Source organism: Variovorax robiniae, from assembly GCF_037889955.1.
Lineage (GTDB): Bacteria > Pseudomonadota > Gammaproteobacteria > Burkholderiales > Burkholderiaceae_C > Variovorax > Variovorax robiniae.
Map to the genome: position 1 here is coordinate 1 of NZ_JBBKZS010000004.1, position 19,924 is coordinate 19,924.

A 19,924-nucleotide genomic window follows, 5' to 3' on the forward strand; every position below is an offset into this window, starting at 1 on the left:
CTTGGAGCGGTGCTTGGCGACCAGCGTGAAGCCGAGCTTCTCGAAAAAGGGCTCCAGGGTGTTCGCGACGGGCGAAGCGAATTCAACGAACTCGAAGCCTTGAAGGCCCATCGGGTTCTCGGACAAGTCGGTCATGCGGATCTCCGGTTTTGTGAGGTATCAGTCGATGCGCTCGAGGCCGCCGTTGTATTCGGCTGCGCGCCGTGCATAGCCGGCGGCGCTTTGCAGCAGTCGCGCCACGTCTTCGTCGGTCAGTTGCCGAGCAACCTTGGCGGGCGCACCAAGAATCAGGGAGCGATCAGGGAAGACCTTGCGCTCGGTCACGATGGCGCCTGCACCGACGAGGCAGTTCTTGCCGATGACTGCGCCGTTCAACACGACCGCCTGGATGCCGATCAGCGAGCCCTCGCCGATGGTGCAGCCATGCAACATGGCCTGGTGCCCCACCGTCACGTTGGCGCCGATGCGCAGCGGAAAGCCCGGGTCGGCATGCAGCACGGCGCCTTCCTGGATGTTGCTGGCATCGCCGATGTCGATCGGTTCGTTGTCGCCACGGACCACGGCGCCGAACCAGACGCTGGCCTGTTCGCCGAGCCTGACCTGGCCGATCAACGTGGCTTCAGGCGCCACGAAGGCCGAGGCCGGGACGTGCGGCGCATGCCCGCCGATTCGATAGAGCGCCATGGTCGTGATCCTTCCTGCTTGCGGGCTTGCTATTCGACCGTGACGTTGGCCTTCTTGACCAGCCGCGCATAGCGCTCCTGCTCGGCCTTGAAGAAGGCCAGCGAGGCCTCGGGCGTCATCGGGTTGATGATGTTCTCCTGCTTCGCCATGGCCTCCTTGGTTTCCGGCATGGAGAAGGCCGTGACGACGGCGCTGTGGAGGTGCTTGACCTCCGCTGGCGGCAGCTTGGCCGGTCCGACGACCGCGAACCAGCCCGCGACGTCCACGTCCGGGAATCCCTGCTCGGCCATCGTGGGCACGTCGGGCAGCGATGCCACGCGGGTCTTGCCCATCACGCCGATGGCGCGCAACCCGCCGCTCTTGAGTTGGCCCTGCACCGCGGGGACCGCGACGACGCCCATCTCGACCTGGCCGCCCATGATGTCGGCCACCATCGGGCCGACGCCCTTGTACGGCACATGACGCACGTCGACGCCCGCGGCATCCATGAACATGGCGCCGGCGAGATGCAGGATCGTGCCGTTGCCGGAGGAGGCGTAGTTGTACGTATCGGGCTTGGCCTTGAGCAGGGCCTGCAATTCCTTGGCATTCTTCGCGGGGACCTTGCTCGGATTGACAACCAGCACGAAGGGAGTGGCGCCCACCACCGAGATCACGGTGAAGTCGTTGATCGCGTCGAAGGGCATCTTCTTGAAGACGCTCGGATTCACCACGTGGTTGTTGGAGACGACGCCGATGGTCTGCCCATCCGGCGCCGCACGCGCGATGACGGTGGCGCCCGTGATGCCGCCCGCGCCCGGCAGGTTCTCGATGACGACGGGCTGACCGTCCAGTGCCTTGGTCAGCGAGGGCGTGGCCGCCCGCATGATGGTGTCGACGCCCGAGCCCGCGCCGACCGGAAGCACCACGCGCAGCGGCTTGCTCTTGTCGGCGGCGTGCACGACGGTGGCTGCGCCGCAGAGGGCCAGCGAGGCGAAGAGGGCAGTGATGCCGCGGCGTTGAATTGCGAAAGTCATTGTGTTGTCTCCGGAGGTCTTTTGAAATGCTTGATCAGGCGAGCGCCCGGCTCTTGAGGCCGGCGAGGATTTCTTCCGTGTGCTCCCCAATGCCGGGCAGCGCGCTGCGCACACCGGGGCGGCGACCACCCATCATGAGCGGCAGCAGCACCACGTCGGTCACGCCGCCGTCTTCCGTCGTCATCGGCACCAGGCCGCCGCTCTCCTTGAGGTGCGGGTCTTCGACGAGCTGTTCGGGGCGCATGATGGGCGCGTAGGGAATGCCTGCGGCTTCGAGCTTGGGCGAGAGTTCCTCGATGCGGTGGTCGATGAGGATCTCGCCCAGCTTGGCCAGCAGTTCGGGCCGCACGGCCACACGCGATGCGTTGTCCGCGAAGCCGGGGTACGACAGCAGGTCGGTGCGCTCCAGCACCTTGCACAAGGTGGCGAACTGCTTGTCGCTCACCGCGCCGATGAAGAGCTGCTGCCCTTCAGCCAGCGTGAACACGTCGTACACGCTCCAGGCCGACACGCGCGAGGGCATCGGCGGCGGCGGCTCGCCGGTCATGAGGAACTGCTGCATGTGCTGCGAGCTGAGGAACACGCAGTTCTCGAAAAGCGCGCTCTGCACTTCCTGACCCCTGCCCGTCAGCTCCCGCTCGCGCAGCGCGGCCAGCACGCCGATCGCGCCGAACATGCCACCCATGATGTCGTTGACCGAAGTGCCCGCGCGCAATGGCCGACCGACCGGGCCCGTCATGTACGAGAGGCCGCCCATCATCTGCACGACCTCATCGAGCGCCAGTCGTTTCTCGTAGGGGCCGGGCAGGAAGCCCTTGTGCGTCACGTAGATCAGTCGCGGGAACTTCTTCGACAGCGTGGCGTAGTCGAGGCCGAAGTCTTCCATGAGGCCGGGGCGGAAGTTCTCCAGCACCACGTCGCATTGCCCGGCCAGCTCGGCGGCGGTCTCTCGGCCTTCCTCGGTGCCAATGTCGATGACGACGCTCTTCTTGTTGCGGTTGAAGGAGCGGAAGAAGCCGATGCCCAGGCCCGGCAGCTTGCGGGTCTTGTCGCCGCCCGGTGGCTCGACCTTGATGACCTCGGCGCCGAGGTCGGCCAGGATCATCCCGCAGGTCGGGCCCATGACCATGTGGGTGAACTCGAGGACTCGGACGCCGGCGAGGGGGAGAGGGGCAGTGGTGGTTGTCATGGGGTGTTGTCTCGGTATTGGTGTTCAGGCGGTGGCGAAGGATTGGCCGAAGGTCTTGGGCAGGCCGGACTGCCACAGCGATCCGTGCAGCGTCTCGCCGGCCAGCCAGCCGGCGACGCGCTGGCGCAGCGCCAACAGTTGGTCGATTTCGACGCCGGTCTCGATGCCCATGCTGCCCAGCATGTAGGCCAGGTCTTCGGTCGAGACGTTGCCGCTCGCGCCGGGTGCATGCGGGCAGCCGCCGATGCCGGCGAGGCAGGCGTCGAAGCGGTTCACGCCGACTTCCAGCGCGGCATAGACGTTGGCCAGGCCGAGCCCGCGCGTGTCGTGGAAGTGGCCGCACCAGAAGCGCTCGCCGGCGATCTTCACGGCGTCCTCGAACAGGTCGCGCACCATGGCCGGGTCGGCATAGCCGACGGTGTCGGCCAGGCTCACGCGGTCGGCGCCGGCATCGAGCAATGCTTGCATCAGGCGCAGCACTTCCTGCTTGTCGACCTGGCCTTGCAGCGTGCAGCCGAAAGCGGTGCCGACGCCGCCTTCGATCAGCGTCTTCGATCCGGCAGCATCGCGGGCGGCGCGGATGCGGGCCACTTCGGCGACCACGTCATCGGGCGTCTTGCGCAGGTTGGCCAGGCTGTGCGCGTGGCTGGCCGAGAGCGGGACGATCATCAGGTCGGCTTCGGCCGCGATGGCGCTTTCGCCGCCGCGCAGGTTGGGCACCAGCACCGAGACGAACAGGCCCGGCAGCGTCTTCGCGAAGGCCACGAGTTCGCCGGTGTCGGCCAGTTGCGGCAGCAGGCGCGCCGGAACGAAGGAGCCGACCTCGATCTCGCGCTGGCCGGCGGCATGCGCGGCGCGGATCCATTCGCGCTTGTGTTCGGTCGGCAGGATGGTGGCGATGCTTTGCAGGCCGTCGCGCAGGCCGACCTCGCGGATCACGGCGGTGGCGGGCAGTCGGCGGTGTTGGGTGCTCATGCTTGCTTGTCTCCAGCTTGTCGACGCGGAGGGCTTGCGTCGTGGGATGGACTTTAGGGATTCCCAATGCATTGCAAAAGCGGTAACCTGGAACGCCAGACGTTCCAGATCGGAATCTCATGCACGACCTCGACCTGACCAGCCTCCGCCTCTTCGTCGCGGTCTGCGAGACGCGCAACATCGCCCGCGCCGCCGAGCAGCACCACATCGTCCCGTCCGCCATCAGCAAGCGGATCGCGCAACTGGAGGCCGTGGTCGGCAATGTGCTGGTCGAGCGCCAGCGGCGCGGCGTCGTACCGACCGGGGCCGGCGAGATCCTGCTGGAACATGCGCGCGCCATGCTGGCCGGTGCCGACCGCGTGGCCCGCGACATGAGCGCGTATGGCAAGGGCATCAAGGGGCAGGTGCGGGTGCTGGCCTCGGTGTCGTCGATCGCGGAATTCCTGCCGGACGACATCGCGGGCTTCATGCAGATGCCGGCGCATCGCGACATCCGCGTGGACATCGAGGAGACGCTGAGCCGCGACCTGGTGCGCAGCATCCGCGAAGGCCTGGCGCCTGTGGGGGTGTGCTGGGATGCGGCGGACCTGGAAGGCCTGCAGACGCGCGCCTATCGCAACGACCACCTGGCGATCGTGGCCCATCCCTCGCATCCCATCGCGCGCCGCAAGCGCTGCGACTTCGAGGAGACGCTGGAATACGACCACGTCGGGCTGCCGGCCTCGACGGCGGTGCATACCATGCTGGCACGGGCGGCGGCGATCATCGGCAAGCCGATCAGCTACCGCGCGGTGGTGTCGACCTTCGAGGCGTCCCTGCGCTGCGTGCGCGCCAACCTGGGCATTGCCGTCGTGCCGCGCGAGGTGGCGGATCCGGTGGCGCCGGCCCATGGGCTGAAGACCGTGCCGCTGACCGACAAGTGGGCGAGGCGGCGCTTCGCGATCTGCTTCCATGACGAGGCCAGGCTGTCGCCGGCAGCGCGGCTGCTGGTGGCGCATCTGGCGGGCGTGTCGGCGGCGGAGAGCGCGCAAGCGCGGGGACGCGCGGCAGGTTAGCCTGAGGCGATGGATTCCCTGATCTCCGCTTCCGCACGCGCATTGGCTGCGGGCGATGCGCTCGGCGCGCTCAAGCGCGTGGCCCTGCGCGACGACCCGCCGGCGCTGGCGCTGCGTGGCATCGCCATGGCGCAGCTCGGCGAACTCGCGCGCGCCCGCGACCTGCTGCGGCGCGCCGGCCGCGCGTTCGGCGCGCATGAGGAGCACTCCCGTGCCCGTTGCGTGGTCGCCGAGGCCGAGGTGGCGCTGGCCATGCGCGACCTCGGCGGCTCGCCGCGGGCGCTGGCCGCCGCGGCCAGCACGCTGGAGGCGCGCGCCGACCCTCGCAACGCACTGCAGGCGCGGTTGATCGCGGCGCGGCGGCTGCTGTTGATCGGCCGATTGGACGAGGCGGCGGAAGCCCTGGCGCGGCTCGACCTGCGCGGCTTGCCGCCCTCGCTGGCGGCGGTGGCGGAACTGGCCACCGCGGAACTCGCATTGCGTTCGCTGCGGATCGGCCCGGCGCAAGCGGCATTGACCCGCGCGCGCGAGGCGGCGGAACGCGCCCGCGTGCCGGCGCTGCTGGGCGAGGTGGCGGAGGCACAGGCGGCGTTTGGCCGCACCGCGGCCCGTCGCCGCGTGGGGGGCAGCGAGCAGGCGCTGCGCCTCGACGAAGTGGCTGCGCTGCTCGATTCCGACGCGCTGGTGATCGATGCGCTGCGCCACCGGGTGCATGCCGCCGGCACCTGGTTGCCGTTGGCACGCCGGCCCATCCTGTTCGCGCTGGCGCGCGCCCTGGCCGAGGCCTGGCCGGGCGATGCCGACCGCGAAGCGTTGATCGAATACGCCTTTCGCACCCGCCATCCGGATGAGACACACCGGGCCCGTCTTCGCGTCGAGATCGGCCGCTTGCGCGCGTTGCTCAAGCCCCTGGCCGGCATCGAGGCCACGGCGCGCGGCTTCGAGTTGCAGCCGCACGACGAGCGCCCCGTCGTCGTGCTCGCGCCGCCCGTCGATGGCGAGCAGGGCGCGCTGGTGGCGCTGCTGTCCGACGGCGCGGCCTGGTCGACCTCCGCGCTGGCCCTGGCACTGGGGGCCAGCCAGCGCACGGTGCAGCGGGCGCTGGCCGACCTGGAGGCGGAGGGAAGGGTGCGCGCCATCGGGCAGGCCAGGGCGCGGCGCTGGCTGGCGCCGCCGCTTGCGGGATTCACGACGATCTTGTTACTCCCCACAGCGCTGCCGATTGAATAGAGTTCGCTCCATGGCGCCGCTTCCAGGCGCGACAAGGAGCCAGCGATGTCCCTCAGTACCGCCCCGTCCCGCGGCAAGTCCAGGCCCGAAGCTGCCGCGCAAGCCGCGGAGATCGTGCGCGAATACGGCCCCTTCGACGGCGCCGAGAAGATCGCCGGCGTGACCAGCGACGGCAAGCGCATCTGGGCCGCCACCGGCACCCGCTTGATCGCCTTCGACCCCCAGAGCGGGGAAACCACCCGCGCGCTCGACCGCGCCTGCGACGCCGGCACCGCCTTCGACGGCACGCACCTCTACCAGATCGCCGAACAGCGCATCGACAAGATCGATCCGGCCACTGGCGAGGTGCTGGCCACGATACCGGCGCCGGGCCACGGCTTCGACTCCGGGCTCACCTGGGCCGAGGGCAGCCTGTGGGTGGGCCAGTACCGCGACCGCAAGATCCACCAGATCGACCCGCAGACCGGCACGGTGATCCGCACCATCGAGACCAACCGCTTCGTCACCGGCGTGACCTGGGTCGATGGCGAGTTGTGGCACGGCACGTGGGAAGACGAGGCGAGCGAGATTCGCCGCATCGATCCGCAGAGCGGCGCGGTGATCGAGAGTGTGGCGATGCCGCCCGGCATGGCCGTCAGCGGCCTTGAATCCGATGGGGCCGGGCTCTTCTACTGCGGCGGTGGCTCCAGCGGCAAGGTGCGCGTCGTTCGTCGCCCGGCACGCGCATCGAGCGCCACTTAGGGCAAGGCCAGCACGCTGGCCTGACGACCCCCTCGGCCATCGCAATCGAATCAATCGCGGGCCAGCCACGGCCGGCTGGGCCGCGCCTTGTCCAAACGCAAAGGCTCATCGAGCCAAGGAACTCACCATGAACACAGCCACCGCTGAAGCCAGCACCATGAACCATCCCGTCGTCTCGCATGACGAATGGCTTGCCCAGCGCAAGTCACTTCTCGCCCGCGAAAAGGAACTGACGCGCCTGCGCGACGAGATCGCCCGAGAGCGCCGCGCGCTGCCGTGGACCCGCATCGACAAGGACTACATCTTCGACACGCCCGACGGCCCGCGCCGCCTCGCCGAGCTCTTCGAAGGCCGCAGCCAGTTGCTGGTGCAGCACTTCATGCTCGGCCCGGGTTGGGCGCAGGGCTGCCAGAGCTGCTCGTACATGGCCGACCACATCGACGGCATGCAGATCCATCTGGAACACCGCGATGTGACCATGCTCGTCATCTCGCGCGCGCCGCTGGCCGAGATCGAGCGCTTCCGGGCGCGCATGGGCTGGCGCTTCAACTGGGTGTCCTCGCATGGCAGCGACTTCAACTTCGACTTCGGCGTCAGCTTCACGCCGGAGGACAAGGCGCGAAACGAGGTCGACTACAACTACGGCAAGCGCCACTTCATGCGCGAGGAACTGCCCGGCGTCAGCGTGTTCTTCAAGGACGAGGCGGGCGAGGTGTTCCACACGTACTCGACCTACGGGCGTGGCGTCGAAGTGATGATGGGCACCTACAACATGCTCGACCTCACGCCCAAGGGCCGCGACGAGCACAACCTGGCCTATCCCATGGATTGGGTGCGCCACCATGACCTCTACGAGCCCGCGTCGGTCTTGAAGCCTGCGCCGGCGGGTCACGCCTGTTGCCACGCCGACGCCTGAGGCGCGGCGCCGCATGAAAAGGCCAGGCAAATGGACAGCATGGCGAGCCTCTGGCCGTGGCTTGCGGTCGCGGGCCTCGGCGCCTTCCACGGGCTGAATCCGGCCAGCGGCTGGATGCTGGCGGCCGCCTGGGCGCTGCGTTCGAAGGACCGTGCGCAGGCGCTGCGGGCGCTGCTGCCGATCGCGGCGGGGCATGCGGCCTCGGTGGCGCTGGTGGCAGCGGCGGTGGCCTTCGGCGTGTCGATGGATCGCACGGCGATGCAAGTGGTGGCGGGTGGGTTGATGGTGGTGGCCGCTGGCGTGCACCTGTCGGGCCGCGCACCCCGCCTGGCACGTCAACCCGCGGGGCATGCCGGGCTGGCGCTGTGGGCCTTCATGATGTCCACCGCGCACGGCGCCGGCCTGATGCTGGTGCCGGCCTTGGCGCCGCTGTGCATGGGCGACCCGGCGGCGCGGGCAGGCAGCGCCTCGGACACGCTGTGGCTGGCCCTGGCCGCCATCGGCGTACACACGGCGGCGATGCTCGCGGTAACGGGGCTGTTTGCCAGCGGGGCATGCCGCGGCTTCGATGCGTGTCGTGCATGGCGCGCCAAGCGCGGCGCCAGCAAGCACTCGGCACCCATCGACGGCGCCCTGCCGTCCGCCCCGCGCAAGTGTTCGCACGGAGGGTGTTGAATCGCTTCGCGTAGGCATCGGACTACACCAATGCAATGTGCATGACGGCTAGCATGAAGCTTCGGCTTGGCCAGTCGGGGAGTGGAATCAGCAAGGTCGCAACGGCCTTTTGTAAGAGCGCCAGCCGCGGATTCTTGATCGACACCTCAACCACCAGGAGCGAGCATGGCGTCAAAGTCGAAGAAGGCCGATTCCGCGAAGAAGCCCAACATCCTTGTCATCTGGGGCGATGACATCGGGATCTACAACCTCTCCTGCTACAGCCACGGCGTGATGGGCTACCGCACCCCGAACATCGACCGCATCGCCCGCGAAGGCATGATGTTCACCGACTCCTATGGCGAGCAGAGCTGCACCGCCGGCCGGTCCTCCTTCATCACCGGACAGAGCGTGCATCGCACGGGCTTGTCGAAGGTCGGCATGCCTGGCGCCGACATCGGCTTGCAGGCCGAGGACGCCACCATTGCCGAGCTGCTGAAGGCGCAGGGCTACGCGACCGCGCAGTTCGGCAAGAACCATCTGGGCGACATGAACAAGTACCTGCCCACGGTGCATGGCTTTGACGAGTTCTTCGGCAACCTTTACCACCTGAATGCCGAGGAGGACCCGGAAGATCCGGACTACCCGAAGGACGAACGCTTCCGCGCCAAGTTCCTGCCGCGCGGCGTGCTCAAGTGCCAGGCCACCGACAAGGACGACAAGACGGAAGAGCCGCGCTGGGGCCGCGTCGGCAAGCAGAAGATCGAGGACACCGGACCGCTGACGCGCAAGCGCATGGAGACCATCGACGACGAGATCGTCTCCGGCGCCGCGGCGTACATCAAGAAGCAGGCCAAGGGCGACCAACCCTTCTTCTGCTGGGTCAACACCACCCACATGCACTTCCGCACGCATCCCAAGCCGGAGAGCGTGGGGCAGGCGGGCGACAGCCAGTCCACCTACCACGACACCATGGTCGACCACGACAAGCACGTGGGCCAACTGCTCGACCTGCTGGACGAACTCGGCATCGCGGAAGACACCTTCGTCATGTATTCGACCGACAACGGCCCGCACATGAACTCCTGGCCGGACGCGGGCATGACGCCGTTTCGCAGCGAGAAGGACACCAACTGGGAAGGCGCATTCCGCATTCCGATGCTGGTGCGCTGGCCCGGCAAGGTGCCGGCGGGCGTGGTGAGCAACGAGATCGTGCAGCACCACGACTGGCTGCCGACCTTCCTGGCGATGGCGGGCGAGCCGGACATTGTCGGGAAGTGCAAGAAGGGCGGCCATGCGGCGGCCGGCAAGAAGTTCAAGCTGCACCTGGACGGCTACAACCTGCTGCCCTTCCTCACCACCGAGGGCGTGAAGAGCCCGCGCCAGGGCTTCATGTACTTCGACGACGATTCCAACCTCGTCGCGGTGCGCATGAACAACTGGAAGTTCGTTTTCCTGGAGCAGCGCACCGAAGGCACGCTGAAGATCTGGATGGACCCGTTCACCGTGCTGCGAACGCCCAAGTGCTTCAACCTCCGCACCGATCCGCTGGAGCGGGCCGACATCACTTCCAACACCTACTACGACTGGTTCATGTCGAAGGGCTATCGCATGTTCGCGGCGCAGGCGATCGTGGGCGAGTTCATGGCGACCTTCAAGGAGTTTCCGCCGCGGCAGAAGGCGGCGAGCTTCACCGTCGAACAAGCGCATGACAAGCTGGCGAGTGCGGGGAGTGCGTCGAAGTAGGCAGGGGTGCAGCGGGTGCGATTGACCCCCTCCATTGCGGACACGCCGCTCGGCCCGATCGAGTACGCCGTTGTCGGCGAAGGCATTCCGGTGCTCGTGATCCACGGCAGCCCGGGCGGCATCGACGCGGCCGAGCTGATGGCCCGCTTACTGCCGAAGGACGAGTTCAAGGCCATCCTGGTTTCCCGGCCCGGCTACCTCGGCACCACGCTGCATGACCGGCGCACCATCGACCAGCAGGCCGACCTGCTCGCCGCGCTGCTGGACGAAATCGGCATCGCGAGGGCCGCGGTCTACACATGGTCCGGTGGCGGTCCTGCCGGCTACCGGCTGGCCGTCAGGCATCCCGGCAAGCTCATGTCGCTGGTCGCCTTTGCCGCGGTCGGCCAGGCGTACCACGACACGCACATGACGGCCGTCAACCGGCTGATGTTCACGACAGCGGCGGGACGCTGGCTCATGCGGGTGCTCGCGGCGCATCAGCCCAGGCAGTACATCGCGGGCGCGCTAAGCAGCGAAGGAGACTTGACCAAGGAGCAATTGGCGCAGCAGGTGGCCGAGGTCTTCGCGGATGACACCAAGCGCCAGTTCATCCTCGACCTGGGCCCGACCGCCGAGCAGGGCAAGGACCGGCGGGCAGGCTACGACAACGATATCGAGCAGTTCGGCCGGATCGAATCACTCGAGCTCGAACGGATCACCGCACCGACGCTGATCGTCCAGGGCACGGTCGACTCGGACCTTCCACCTGCGCAGAGCTACTTCGCGGCCGAGACGATCCCGGGCGCCGAGTTGTTCAAGCTCGAAGAAGGCACCCACCTCGCGCTGTACACGAACGTCGATGCCGATGCGGCCCAGCAACGCGTCATGGACTTCTTGCGCTTGCACGCGTCCTGACCACTGGCCTCGATCCCGTCTGCGCCGTCCTCGCAGGCCGACGATGAGGCAAGATTGCCGCCTTGAATTGAAGGTGCAAATATGGCGGAGACGCGACCGATCGACATGCAAGCGCTACGGATCTTCCTGGCCACCGCGCAAGACTGCAACATGTCCAAGGCGGCCGAGCATCTTGGCATCACGCAGTCAGCGGTGTCCCAGTCGGTGCGCTTGCTGGAAGACAACTTCGGCACCCCGCTCCTGAATCGCTCGGCCCGTCCATTGACGCTCACGGCCGCGGGTGTGGCGCTGGTCAACCGTGGCGCCACCTTGCTCGACCAGGCCATGAACCTGCGGGGCGCGGTGATCGAAGCCAGCAAGGGCATCAAGCCCAGTCTTCGCGTGGGCCTCGTCGACTCGTTCGCCGCCACTTGCGGAACGCAGTTGGTGCAGCAGCTGATTCGCGGGACCGCGCAGTTGTCCGTTCGCACGGGCCTGACGCCCAATCTGGCGGAAGCGCTCGCCAGGCGTGAACTTGATCTCGTCATTTCGACGCGAAGCCTCGACCTCGATGGCATGGCGAATCACCTTCTCTTGTCGGAGCGTTTCTTCGTCATTGCGCCCAAGGGATACGCGTGGGCCTGCCGCAGCGTGCCCGACCTCGTGGAACTGGCGAAGCAGCTTCCCATCGTTCGATACAACGTTCAGTCACACCTTGGCGAGCAGGTCGAACGTGCGCTCAGACGGGTCGGGATCAACCCGGCGCGCCGCTTGGAAGTCGAGACCGCCGATACGCTGACGGCCATGGTGGCGGGCGGGATCGGATGGGCCGTCACCACCCCTTTGTGCTTTCTGCAGGGGGGCCGGTCAGCCGCCGCGGTGCGCCAGCATTTCGTGCCCGAGCTCCATGCCGAACGGAGCATGTTTCTCCATGTCCGCCAGGGGGAGTACGGCGAACTCGGAAGAGAAACCTTTGACCTCGCAAGCTCCATCCTGGACGGGCCCGTCCGGAAGGAATTGAGGGCCCTCCATCCGTCGCTGCCCGGTTTGATGCAGCTGCACGCGTGGACCGAGTCTGCCGAAAGGATCTGAGGCAAGCCCGCGGCCACGGGCATCAGAAAGCAGGAACAGAGGCCTTCTGAATCGCTGCCAGGGTGTTATCCCTCGACAGGATCCCGGACGCATCCAGGATCGCCACCAGCGAGCGCTGCTCGTCCACGGACTGGCGAGCGAGTTTGCTCACCTTCGCATAGCCGAGGCGCGGCACCAGCGCCGTCGCGACCGCCATCGATTCCAGCAGGTGCTCCTCGTTGCGAGCGCGATCGGCCGTGATGCCGGCCACGCATTTCGCGCTGAAGCGCTGGATGCCATGGGTCAACAAGTGGATGCTGTCGAAGACCCGTGACGCCACCACCGGTTCGAAGTGGTTGATCTCCAGTTCGCCGTACTGGACAGCCTGGGCCACTGCAACGTCGTTGCCGACGATTGCAAAGCTCAACTGGATCATGGCCATCGGCAGGACCGGGTTGACCTTGCCCGGCATGATGGACGAACCGGCCTGCGCTTCCGGGAGCCGCAGTTCTCCGAGCCCGCCCACGGGTCCGGAAGAAAGCACTGTCAGGTCGGACGCAACCTTGGCCAGCGCGGTCGCGCAGGTGCGCAGTTCCGCCGACACCCTGGAGAACGTGTCCATGTTCTGCATCGCGTCGAACGAGTTGTCCGGGGCAAGGTAGCTGACGCCGGTCAGCTCGGCCAGGTGCGCGAACACCGCTGCCCGGTAGCCTTCGGGCGCGCCGAAGCCCGTGCCGATCGCGGTGCCGCCCAGCGGCAGGGTCAGCAGCTTGGCTCGCACCGCCGCCAACTCTGCCTTCAATCGATGGGTCAGGGCGGCATAGCCCTCGAACACATGGCCCAGTCGCATCGGTTGCGCGTCCTGCAGGCATGTGCGCCCGAGATGGAGGACGTCTGCGAATTCCCTGGCCTTGCGGTCGAATGTGGCCGCCAACCCGGTCAGGGCGTCGACGAGGGGCGCGAGCATTTCGTAGGTCGCGATCTTCTGCGCCGAGGGGTACGCGTCATTGGTCGACTGCGATCGATTGACGTGGTCGTTGGGATGCACCACCTCGTAGGAGCCGGCAGTGCTGCCCAGAACCTCCTGCGCCCGGTTCGCGATCACCTCATTGAAGTTCATGTTGGTGGACGTGCCGCCGGAGCCTTCCATCAAGTCGACGATCAGGGAGTCCTTGAACTTTCCATCGATGAGATCCCGGCATGCCTGCTCGATGGCGTCGCAGACCTCGGCTTCGATCACGCCACGATCCCGGTTCGCCAGCGCCGCGGCCCATTTGACCTGGGCGAAGGCCTTGACGAACTCGGCGTAGTGGCCCACGGTTTGAGTCGAGACGGTCAGGTTGTCCTGCCCTCTCACGCTGTTCACGCCGTAGAGCTTGTCGCGGGGGATGCTCACCTCGCCGACGTAGTCCTTTTCGGTCCGTGAAGATTCAACGCCAGAAGACTCGTTCATGGCCGCTCCTGAATTTGGTTGCTGAATGGTTGGGTGGGCTGCAGACATCACGGCACATCGATTCATTGAACCTTGATGCCGCGGTCCTGGACGATCCTGGCGAACTTGTCGCGCTCCTTCTGCATGAAGGTCCCGACCTCGGCAGCCGATTTGGAAGCGTCCGCCTCGATCCCGAGATTGGCCAATTTCTCGCGGACCTCCGGCGAGGAAACCACGTCCCGAAACGCCTTGTTCAGGGTCTCGACCACGTCCTTGGGCGTGCCGGCGGGGGCCTGTATGGCTTCCCACTCCACCAATTCGTAGTTCGGCAGGCCCGATTCCGCCAACGTCGGCACAGCGGGCAATGCCGCCACCCGCTTTGCGCTGGTCACCGCGATGGCGCGCACCTTGCCCTCCTTGGCAACGCCCATCGAGGCCGTCACCGTGGCCAGCATCATGGCCACCTGGTTGCCCATCACATCCACGATGGCGGGGCCGGATCCCTTGTACGGCACATGAACCATGTCGATGCCGGCTCGCACCAGGATCTGCTCGGATGCGATATGGCCTGCGCTGCCTGCGCCGTAGCTTGCGTAGGAAAGCTTGCCCGGCTGCGCCTTGGCCATGGCGAACAGGTCGGACACCGATTTCGCCGGCAGCTCATTGGGCGTCACCATGACCAGCGGAATCACGCCCAGGAGCGCGACGGAGGTGAAGTCCGTGGCGATGTTGTAGTTCAGCTTTTGCAGCGAGGGGCTGATGACGAACGAAGACTGGGCAGCGAGCAGCGTGTAGCCGTCGGCCGGCTGGCTCTTGACGTATTGCGCAGCGATCACGGTGTTGGCCCCGGGCTTGTTGTCGACGATCACGGGCTGGCCCAGCCGGGTGCTGAGCGCTGCGCCCAGCAACCGGGCCGTGGCATCCGACGATCCGCCAGGCGGGAAGCCGACCACCAGGCGGATGGGCCGGCTCGGATAGGCCTGGCCTGCCGTCTGGGCATGGACGACCGGGCCACCGGCCAGCGCAGCCAGCGCGATGGCCGCGAGCAGATGTCGACGGTACGAACGAGTCGTGGAGTCGGCGCGATTCAAAGTGTTCATGAAGATGTCTCCTTGGCTTGTGAAGTCAGATCAGCAGATGTCGGGTGTCAGGCACGCACAAAGTCTAGGCCGGTCTTTCACTTTTATTTATGTCAATAGCCACTTCATAAGAAATACTAATTCTGTGAATCAGTGGCCCTTACCGGGTTCACCGCTGCGCGCGAGTTGCTTCCATGCGGCGTCCTGCCACCCGCTCTACGGCGAGCCAGTGGACCCTCGGCCGCTTGAATCCTTCCGGCGCCAATCGCAACTGCTGGACCGTGCGCTCGCGTTGGGCCCAACCCCGCAGTGCCGCTGCGCATCCCGTTCGAAGGCACGACCCTCCGGGGCCACCTGCTGCCGGCCGAAGCGTGCGCCGCAGAGCGACGACCGCTCCTGATCCTCAACAACGGCTACGACGGCACGCTCACCGACATGTACTTTGCGAGTGCCGTGGTGGCCACGCGGCGCGGCTATCACTGCCCGGTGTTCGACGGGCCAGGGCAGGGCGGTGCCCTCTACGAACAGGGCCTGCGGTTGCGCCCGGACTGGGAGACCGTGCTACGCGCCGTCGTGGACCATGCTGGGCTTCGACATCGTCGATCCGCGGCGTATTGCGTTTAAGTCGCCGAGCTCCCTCGAACCGCGAAGCGCCGCCGGTAGTCCCGGGGCGCCACGCCCAGGTGGCGCTGGAAGGTCACGCGCATGCGCTCCTCGTCGGCGAAGCCGCACAGCATGGCGATCTGGTCGACGTTGCGGGTGGAATCCTCCAGCAGGCGCCGGGCCGCCTCGAGCCGGAACACCTCGACCGCCTTGGCTGGCGTGCGCCCGGTCTTCTGCTTGTAGACGCGGGCGAAGTTGCGCGGACTCATGTGGGCCTGCTCGGCCAGTTGCTCGACGCCGAGGTTTGGGCGCTCGAGGTTGCCGGCGATCCAGAGGTTCAACTCGTCGAACATCGCGGCCGAGTCTTCGGCCTGGGCTTGCAGCAGCTCGCTGAACTGCGACTGGCCGCCGGGGCGCTTGAGGTAGACCACCAACTCGCGCGCCACTTCCATGGCCACCTCGTGTCCGCAGTCGGCCTCGACCAGCGCCATGGCCAGGTCGATGCCGGCCGTGACGCCGGCCGATGTCCATATCGGGCCTTGCTGCACGAAGATGGCGTCGCGGTCGATCTCCACGGACGGGAAGCGCTGGCCCATCATGTCGAACATCAGCCAGTGCGTGGTGGCGCGCTTGTGGTCGAGCAGGCCGGCTGCCGCCAGCAGGAAGGCCCCGCTGCACACCGATATCGTGCGGCGCGTCTTGCCCGAGGCGCGCCGCAGCCACTTGACCAGCGGTGCCGAATGGTCGAGCACCCGGGCCATGTGCGGAGAACCGGGCAGGACCAGCGTGTCGACCGACGAGGGCCGGAAGCGGGCGAGTGAATCGGTCTGCACTTCCAGCCCTTCTGCGCTGCGCACCAGGCCGCCGTCGAGGCTGGCGGTGCAGCGCTCGTAGCCCGGCAGGCCGCGCGCCTCCATCGCCTTGTTGGCGGCCCAGAACACGGTCTGCGCACCGGTCAGGTCGAGCAGGCCGATGTCGGGGAACGCGACGAACAGCACGCGCTTCGGGCGCAGCCGGCCGGCCGAACGGTTTGGCAGTAATTCAGGGGTCTTCGTCATTTCCGCCACATTGTTCCATGCCTACCATCGACGCATCAACACCTCATATCAAAGGCACATGAAATGAAGATCGTCGTCATCGGAGGCACCGGCCTCATCGGCAGCAAGCTCATCGCGCTGCTCCAGCAACGTGGCCACGAGGCCGTCGCGGCCTCGCCCAACACCGGCGTCAACACGCTCACCGGCGAAGGCCTGGCCGCCGCGCTCGCGGGCGCGCAAGTCGTGGTGGACGTGGCCAACTCGCCGTCCTTCGAGGACGCGGCGGTCATGGACTTCTTCCAGACCTCGGGCCGCAACCTGCTCGCGGCCGAGGCAGCGGCCGGCGTCAAGCACCATGTGGCGCTGTCGGTGGTGGGCACCGAGCGGCTCCAGGGCAGCGGCTACTTCCGCGCCAAGCTGGTGCAGGAACAGCTCATCGAAGCCTCGGGCATTCCATACACCATCGTGCGGGCCACCCAGTTCATGGAGTTCCTGCCGGCCATCGTGCAGTCGGGCACCGAGGGCGCCACGGTCCGGCTGCCGGCCGCGCACGTTCAGCCCATCGCGGCGCAGGACGTGGCCGCCGCCATGGCCGACAGCACGCTGGGTGCGCCGGTCAACGGCATGGTCGAGATCGGCGGGCCGGAGCGCGCCGGCATGGCCGCAATGGCGGAGCGCTACCTGCGTGCCAGCGGCAACCCGATCACCGTGGTGGCCGATGCGAAGGCCGCCTACTTCGGCATGCGGATCGATGACGGCTCGCTGACCACCGCCGCTGGCGCGTGGCTCGGCGCGACCACGCTCGACGGTTGGCTGGCCGCACGTTGAAGGTCGGGGGCTCGTGCCGCGATTCTCAGGATTGGGCACGGGCTCGATGCTGCACGCACACGCGGGCAGGGCAGCTTGCCCTTTGGGGCAGTGCGTCGACGCAGAGGTGCCGCGGCGGCAGAATGCCCTGTGCAACTTCCTGGTCCCGCTCCGGGCGTCACAACATGCACATCAAGCGCTTCACGGCCTGCGCATTCGGCGCACTTCTGGTGATGACAAATCCGGTACACGCTCAGTCCGCAGGCGGAACGCCTGTGCCGGTCACGGTCGACAACTTCGTCCGGGCAGAGAGCGACCTGTACATCACCTCCCTGGCCAAGCAGAGTGGCGGCCTCGGCAAGCTGCTGCATCGCCGCGAGCCCGCGTCGATCGACAACCAGACGGTGATCCGCCTGAACCGCGACACCTTCTATTCGTCGGCGGTCTTCGATCTCGATGCGGGCCCGGTCACCATTGCGTTGCCCGATCCCGGCAAGCGCTACATGGCGCTGCAGATCATCAACGAGGACCACTACACGCCGAACGTGTACTACGGCGCAGGCACCTACACCTTGACCCGCGAAAACGTCGGCACGCGCTACGTCGTCACCGCCTTCCGCACGCTGGTGGACCCGGCCAATCCGGATGACATCAAGCAGGTCCACGCCTTGCAGGACGCCGTCAAGGTGACGCAGCGCGTGCCGGGCCAACTCGACTTGCCGAACTGGGATCCGGTCAGCCAGAAGAAGGTGCGCGACGCGTTGATCACGCTCTCCACCACCATCCCCGACTTCAAGCGTGCATTCGGCACCCGGGACGACGTGGACCCGGTCCGTCGCCTGGTCGGCGCGGCGGCCGCGTGGGGCGGCAATCCGGACAAGGATGCCACCTACCTCAACTTCACGCCCGCGAAGAACGACGGCACGACGGTCTACCGGCTTTCGGTGAAGGATGTGCCCGTGGATGGCTTCTGGTCCGTCAGCGTCTACAACGCGGCGGGCTACTACGAGAAGAATCCGGCGGGTGCCTACTCGCTGAACAACCTGACGGCCCGCAGGAGCGATGACGGCTCGATCAACATCCAGTTCGGCGGATGCAACACCCAGACGTCCAACTGCCTGCCCATCGTCAAGGGCTGGAACTACACGGTGCGGCTGTATCGGCCCCGGGCGGACATCCTGTCCGGCACATGGCACTTTCCGGAGCCTCAGGCCGTCAATTGAGGCCTGGCGGGTGGCCGGCGCGTGCGTTGTGGCCTCGGGTTCGTCGATGCGCATTCGGGCAGCAGCAGGTCCAGCTTGTCCTCGATGCGCTGCACCGCTGCGGCCAGCGCGGCGAACTCGGTCCGGCTCGGAATGTCGAGTTGCGCATGCCAGCGTGCACTGGCGCTTTCACTGACCTGCCGCATGCCGAGCGAGGCCCTCAGGACCTGATGGAGCGCCTTGGAAAACCTGGCGGATTCCAGCTGGCGAACGCCCCCTGCGTTGATGGCACTTTCGAGTTGATCGAAGGCCTCGCGCCACATCTGCATGGAGTCGGGGAAGGTTGCATTTTTCATGGTCGTGTTCTTCAGGTTGTGCCGGCCGGATAGGTCTGGCGTGCGGCGAGCGGGCCAAGCCGCGACATCAGGTCGCTTCTCGCAAGGACGGCCGGCATCAGAGGGGGTTGGAGCAGCAGCCCGAACAGGCCGGCCACTTCGGGCGATATCTGCCGCAGCAGGACTTCGGCCCAGCGCTCGGCCGCGATCCAGCCGGTCAGCGCCGTGGCTGCGATGTCGGCATGCACGGCGAGGGTCGTGCAGAGCGCGTCGGGCGACGCATCTGAGATCTCGATCGTGCGGTCGATGGCATGTGCGGTGCCAAAGGCGTTGGCCAGTGCATCGCCAATGCGCCGCAATGCGTCGCGGCCTGCGCCGATGACGGCGTCGAAGTTCAGGAAGCCGTGGAACTGCCCTGCGTAGTGCAGCAATTCCACCGGCACGCCCGCGGTGCGCAGGCGTTCGGCATAGTCCAAGCCGTCATCGCGGATCGGGTCGTATCCGGCGCTGATGAGCACGGCCGGGGCGAGACCGCGCAAGTCCTGGCTGCGAGCCGGCGACAGCCAGGGATCCGCCGCATCGGCGGCAGTGCCGACCGTGTCCCGGACGTGTTCCAGCATCTGCGCGGTGACCATGAAGCCCTCCGCGTTCTCCGCCTTCGAAGGAAACTCCCGAAGCAGGTCGGTCGCAGGATAGGCGAGCACCTGCAGGCGCAGCGCCGGGCCGCCACGTCGCAGCGTCTCTTGCGCCACCGCGGCGGTAATGTTGCCTCCAGCCGAATCGCCACCGATGGCGAGCCGGCTGCCATCGATTCCAAGGGTCTCGCCGTTGGCCGCGACCCATTCGAGGGCGGCCAGGAAATCCTCGCGGCCCGCCGAGAGCGCGTGTTCCGGCGCCAGCCGATAGCGCACCGCGATGACGGTGCAGCCGGCGATGCTGGCGATGCTGCGGCAGATCGAATCGGCGGAGTCCAGGCCGCCGACCACGAAGCCGCCGCCGTGGCACCACAGGAACGCGGGCGCCGGCGTTTCGCGATGGCCAGCGCTGAAGATCCGCAGGGCGATGGGTCCCGTGGGTCCGTCGATGGTCCGCTCGGTCACCGTGACCGGCATCCTGCGGCCGAATGCCAGGGCCACCAGTCTCCAGAGTGCGCGTTGCTGTGGCAGTGAATACGCATCGACCGGTCGTTGCGACGACAGGTTGAACCAGCGCAGGAAGGCGCGGGCCTCGCGGTCTGGCCTGTGTGCTCTTCGCATGTGGGGCGCGCCTGCGCGGG

20 protein-coding genes and 1 pseudogene are annotated in these 19,924 nt (G+C 67.1%); 11 read left to right on the forward strand and 10 right to left on the reverse strand.

Annotation, left to right across the window (positions count from 1 at the left end; genetic code table 11):
* The 5 genes and pseudogenes from WKW79_RS11005 to WKW79_RS11025 all read right to left on the reverse strand — a co-directional run.
* Positions 1-135, reverse strand: a pseudogene (locus WKW79_RS11005) (4-hydroxyphenylpyruvate dioxygenase); the annotation flags it as partial.
* A 24-nt stretch (positions 136-159) separates the two neighbouring features.
* Entirely contained in the window at positions 160-684 is a 525-nt protein-coding gene (locus tag WKW79_RS11010; protein WP_340335192.1) for a gamma carbonic anhydrase family protein, read from the reverse strand.
* A gap of 29 nt (positions 685-713) precedes the next feature.
* Positions 714-1,700: a Bug family tripartite tricarboxylate transporter substrate binding protein gene (locus WKW79_RS11015; protein WP_340335193.1), complete on the reverse strand. Its 987-nt coding sequence runs from the start codon at positions 1,698-1,700 to the stop codon at positions 714-716.
* A gap of 34 nt (positions 1,701-1,734) precedes the next feature.
* The gene (locus WKW79_RS11020; protein WP_340335194.1) at positions 1,735-2,889 is read right to left on the reverse strand and encodes a CaiB/BaiF CoA transferase family protein; all 1,155 of its coding nucleotides are present in this window, start codon (positions 2,887-2,889) and stop codon (positions 1,735-1,737) included.
* 24 nt (positions 2,890-2,913) lie between these two features.
* Positions 2,914-3,864, reverse strand: a complete 951-nt coding sequence (locus WKW79_RS11025; RefSeq protein ID WP_340335195.1) for a hydroxymethylglutaryl-CoA lyase — start codon at positions 3,862-3,864, stop codon at positions 2,914-2,916.
* Between the two features lie 119 nt (positions 3,865-3,983).
* Between WKW79_RS11025 and WKW79_RS11030 the strand changes: the two genes are divergently transcribed.
* From WKW79_RS11030 to WKW79_RS11065, 8 genes are all read left to right on the forward strand, one after another.
* On the forward strand, positions 3,984-4,919 hold the full coding sequence (locus tag WKW79_RS11030; protein ID WP_340335196.1) for a LysR family transcriptional regulator: 936 nt from the start codon (positions 3,984-3,986) through the stop codon (positions 4,917-4,919).
* A gap of 9 nt (positions 4,920-4,928) precedes the next feature.
* The gene (locus tag WKW79_RS11035; protein ID WP_340335197.1) at positions 4,929-6,149 is read left to right on the forward strand and encodes a helix-turn-helix domain-containing protein; all 1,221 of its coding nucleotides are present in this window, start codon (positions 4,929-4,931) and stop codon (positions 6,147-6,149) included.
* Between the two features lie 45 nt (positions 6,150-6,194).
* Positions 6,195-6,890: a Vgb family protein gene (locus WKW79_RS11040; RefSeq protein WP_340335198.1), complete on the forward strand. Its 696-nt coding sequence runs from the start codon at positions 6,195-6,197 to the stop codon at positions 6,888-6,890.
* 127 nt (positions 6,891-7,017) lie between these two features.
* Positions 7,018-7,806 (forward strand): DUF899 domain-containing protein, encoded by a 789-nt coding sequence (locus WKW79_RS11045; RefSeq protein WP_340335199.1) that lies wholly within the window; start codon positions 7,018-7,020, stop codon positions 7,804-7,806.
* A gap of 39 nt (positions 7,807-7,845) precedes the next feature.
* Complete coding sequence (locus tag WKW79_RS11050; protein WP_340335633.1) at positions 7,846-8,481, forward strand: hypothetical protein; 636 nt, start codon at positions 7,846-7,848, stop codon at positions 8,479-8,481.
* 165 nt (positions 8,482-8,646) lie between these two features.
* The gene (locus WKW79_RS11055) at positions 8,647-10,206 is read left to right on the forward strand and encodes an arylsulfatase (protein ID WP_340335200.1); all 1,560 of its coding nucleotides are present in this window, start codon (positions 8,647-8,649) and stop codon (positions 10,204-10,206) included.
* A gap of 21 nt (positions 10,207-10,227) precedes the next feature.
* Positions 10,228-11,103, forward strand: coding sequence for an alpha/beta fold hydrolase (locus tag WKW79_RS11060; protein WP_340335201.1), 876 nt, complete (start codon positions 10,228-10,230; stop codon positions 11,101-11,103).
* 81 nt (positions 11,104-11,184) lie between these two features.
* Positions 11,185-12,174 (forward strand): LysR family transcriptional regulator, encoded by a 990-nt coding sequence (locus WKW79_RS11065; RefSeq protein WP_340335202.1) that lies wholly within the window; start codon positions 11,185-11,187, stop codon positions 12,172-12,174.
* A gap of 22 nt (positions 12,175-12,196) precedes the next feature.
* On the opposite strand, the gene WKW79_RS11070 is transcribed toward WKW79_RS11065, so the two are convergent.
* Together WKW79_RS11070 and WKW79_RS11075 are read right to left on the reverse strand one after the other, a co-directional pair.
* Entirely contained in the window at positions 12,197-13,606 is a 1,410-nt protein-coding gene (locus WKW79_RS11070; RefSeq protein ID WP_340335203.1) for an aspartate ammonia-lyase, read from the reverse strand.
* 62 nt (positions 13,607-13,668) lie between these two features.
* The gene (locus WKW79_RS11075; protein ID WP_340335204.1) at positions 13,669-14,685 is read right to left on the reverse strand and encodes a tripartite tricarboxylate transporter substrate binding protein; all 1,017 of its coding nucleotides are present in this window, start codon (positions 14,683-14,685) and stop codon (positions 13,669-13,671) included.
* A gap of 288 nt (positions 14,686-14,973) precedes the next feature.
* On the opposite strand from WKW79_RS11075, the gene WKW79_RS11080 reads away from it, so the two are divergent.
* Positions 14,974-15,288 carry an alpha/beta hydrolase family protein gene (locus WKW79_RS11080; protein WP_340335205.1) on the forward strand — a complete coding sequence of 105 codons (315 nt, stop codon included), beginning with the start codon at positions 14,974-14,976 and terminating at the stop codon, positions 15,286-15,288.
* Here the strand turns inward: WKW79_RS11080 and WKW79_RS11085 are convergent.
* Complete coding sequence (locus tag WKW79_RS11085; protein ID WP_340335206.1) at positions 15,285-16,325, reverse strand: GlxA family transcriptional regulator; 1,041 nt, start codon at positions 16,323-16,325, stop codon at positions 15,285-15,287. The genes WKW79_RS11080 and WKW79_RS11085 overlap by 4 nt on opposite strands.
* A gap of 63 nt (positions 16,326-16,388) precedes the next feature.
* Between WKW79_RS11085 and WKW79_RS11090 the strand changes: the two genes are divergently transcribed.
* Both WKW79_RS11090 and WKW79_RS11095 read left to right on the forward strand, forming a co-directional pair.
* Positions 16,389-17,132 (forward strand): SDR family oxidoreductase, encoded by a 744-nt coding sequence (locus tag WKW79_RS11090; RefSeq protein WP_340335207.1) that lies wholly within the window; start codon positions 16,389-16,391, stop codon positions 17,130-17,132.
* 164 nt (positions 17,133-17,296) lie between these two features.
* Positions 17,297-18,334, forward strand: coding sequence for a DUF1254 domain-containing protein (locus tag WKW79_RS11095; RefSeq protein ID WP_422823868.1), 1,038 nt, complete (start codon positions 17,297-17,299; stop codon positions 18,332-18,334).
* On the opposite strand, the gene WKW79_RS11100 is transcribed toward WKW79_RS11095, so the two are convergent.
* Both WKW79_RS11100 and WKW79_RS11105 read right to left on the reverse strand, forming a co-directional pair.
* Positions 18,319-18,669, reverse strand: a complete 351-nt coding sequence (locus WKW79_RS11100; RefSeq protein WP_340335208.1) for a hypothetical protein — start codon at positions 18,667-18,669, stop codon at positions 18,319-18,321. The genes WKW79_RS11095 and WKW79_RS11100 overlap by 16 nt on opposite strands.
* 11 nt (positions 18,670-18,680) lie before the next feature.
* Positions 18,681-19,904 (reverse strand): alpha/beta hydrolase, encoded by a 1,224-nt coding sequence (locus WKW79_RS11105; RefSeq protein WP_340335209.1) that lies wholly within the window; start codon positions 19,902-19,904, stop codon positions 18,681-18,683.
* Positions 19,905-19,924: the final 20 nt, after the last annotated feature.

Bases quoted from the DNA above. Each gene is read 5' to 3' on its own strand.
- WKW79_RS11040 (WP_340335198.1), top strand. From the start codon at position 6,195: ATGTCCCTCAGTACCGCCCCGTCCCGCGGCAAGTCCAGGCCCGAAGCT.
- WKW79_RS11070 (WP_340335203.1), bottom strand. From the start codon at position 13,606: ATGAACGAGTCTTCTGGCGTTGAATCTTCACGGACCGAAAAGGACTAC.
- WKW79_RS11035 (WP_340335197.1), top strand. From the start codon at position 4,929: ATGGATTCCCTGATCTCCGCTTCCGCACGCGCATTGGCTGCGGGCGAT.
- WKW79_RS11015 (WP_340335193.1), bottom strand. From the start codon at position 1,700: ATGACTTTCGCAATTCAACGCCGCGGCATCACTGCCCTCTTCGCCTCG.
- WKW79_RS11045 (WP_340335199.1), top strand. From the start codon at position 7,018: ATGAACACAGCCACCGCTGAAGCCAGCACCATGAACCATCCCGTCGTC.
- WKW79_RS11085 (WP_340335206.1), bottom strand. From the start codon at position 16,325: ATGACGAAGACCCCTGAATTACTGCCAAACCGTTCGGCCGGCCGGCTG.
- WKW79_RS11020 (WP_340335194.1), bottom strand. From the start codon at position 2,889: ATGACAACCACCACTGCCCCTCTCCCCCTCGCCGGCGTCCGAGTCCTC.
- WKW79_RS11010 (WP_340335192.1), bottom strand. From the start codon at position 684: ATGGCGCTCTATCGAATCGGCGGGCATGCGCCGCACGTCCCGGCCTCG.
- WKW79_RS11075 (WP_340335204.1), bottom strand. From the start codon at position 14,685: ATGAACACTTTGAATCGCGCCGACTCCACGACTCGTTCGTACCGTCGA.
- WKW79_RS11065 (WP_340335202.1), top strand. From the start codon at position 11,185: ATGGCGGAGACGCGACCGATCGACATGCAAGCGCTACGGATCTTCCTG.
- WKW79_RS11090 (WP_340335207.1), top strand. From the start codon at position 16,389: ATGAAGATCGTCGTCATCGGAGGCACCGGCCTCATCGGCAGCAAGCTC.
- WKW79_RS11100 (WP_340335208.1), bottom strand. From the start codon at position 18,669: ATGAAAAATGCAACCTTCCCCGACTCCATGCAGATGTGGCGCGAGGCC.
- WKW79_RS11055 (WP_340335200.1), top strand. From the start codon at position 8,647: ATGGCGTCAAAGTCGAAGAAGGCCGATTCCGCGAAGAAGCCCAACATC.
- WKW79_RS11030 (WP_340335196.1), top strand. From the start codon at position 3,984: ATGCACGACCTCGACCTGACCAGCCTCCGCCTCTTCGTCGCGGTCTGC.
- WKW79_RS11095 (WP_422823868.1), top strand. From the start codon at position 17,297: ATGCACATCAAGCGCTTCACGGCCTGCGCATTCGGCGCACTTCTGGTG.
- WKW79_RS11025 (WP_340335195.1), bottom strand. From the start codon at position 3,864: ATGAGCACCCAACACCGCCGACTGCCCGCCACCGCCGTGATCCGCGAG.
- WKW79_RS11050 (WP_340335633.1), top strand. From the start codon at position 7,846: ATGGCGAGCCTCTGGCCGTGGCTTGCGGTCGCGGGCCTCGGCGCCTTC.
- WKW79_RS11105 (WP_340335209.1), bottom strand. From the start codon at position 19,904: ATGCGAAGAGCACACAGGCCAGACCGCGAGGCCCGCGCCTTCCTGCGC.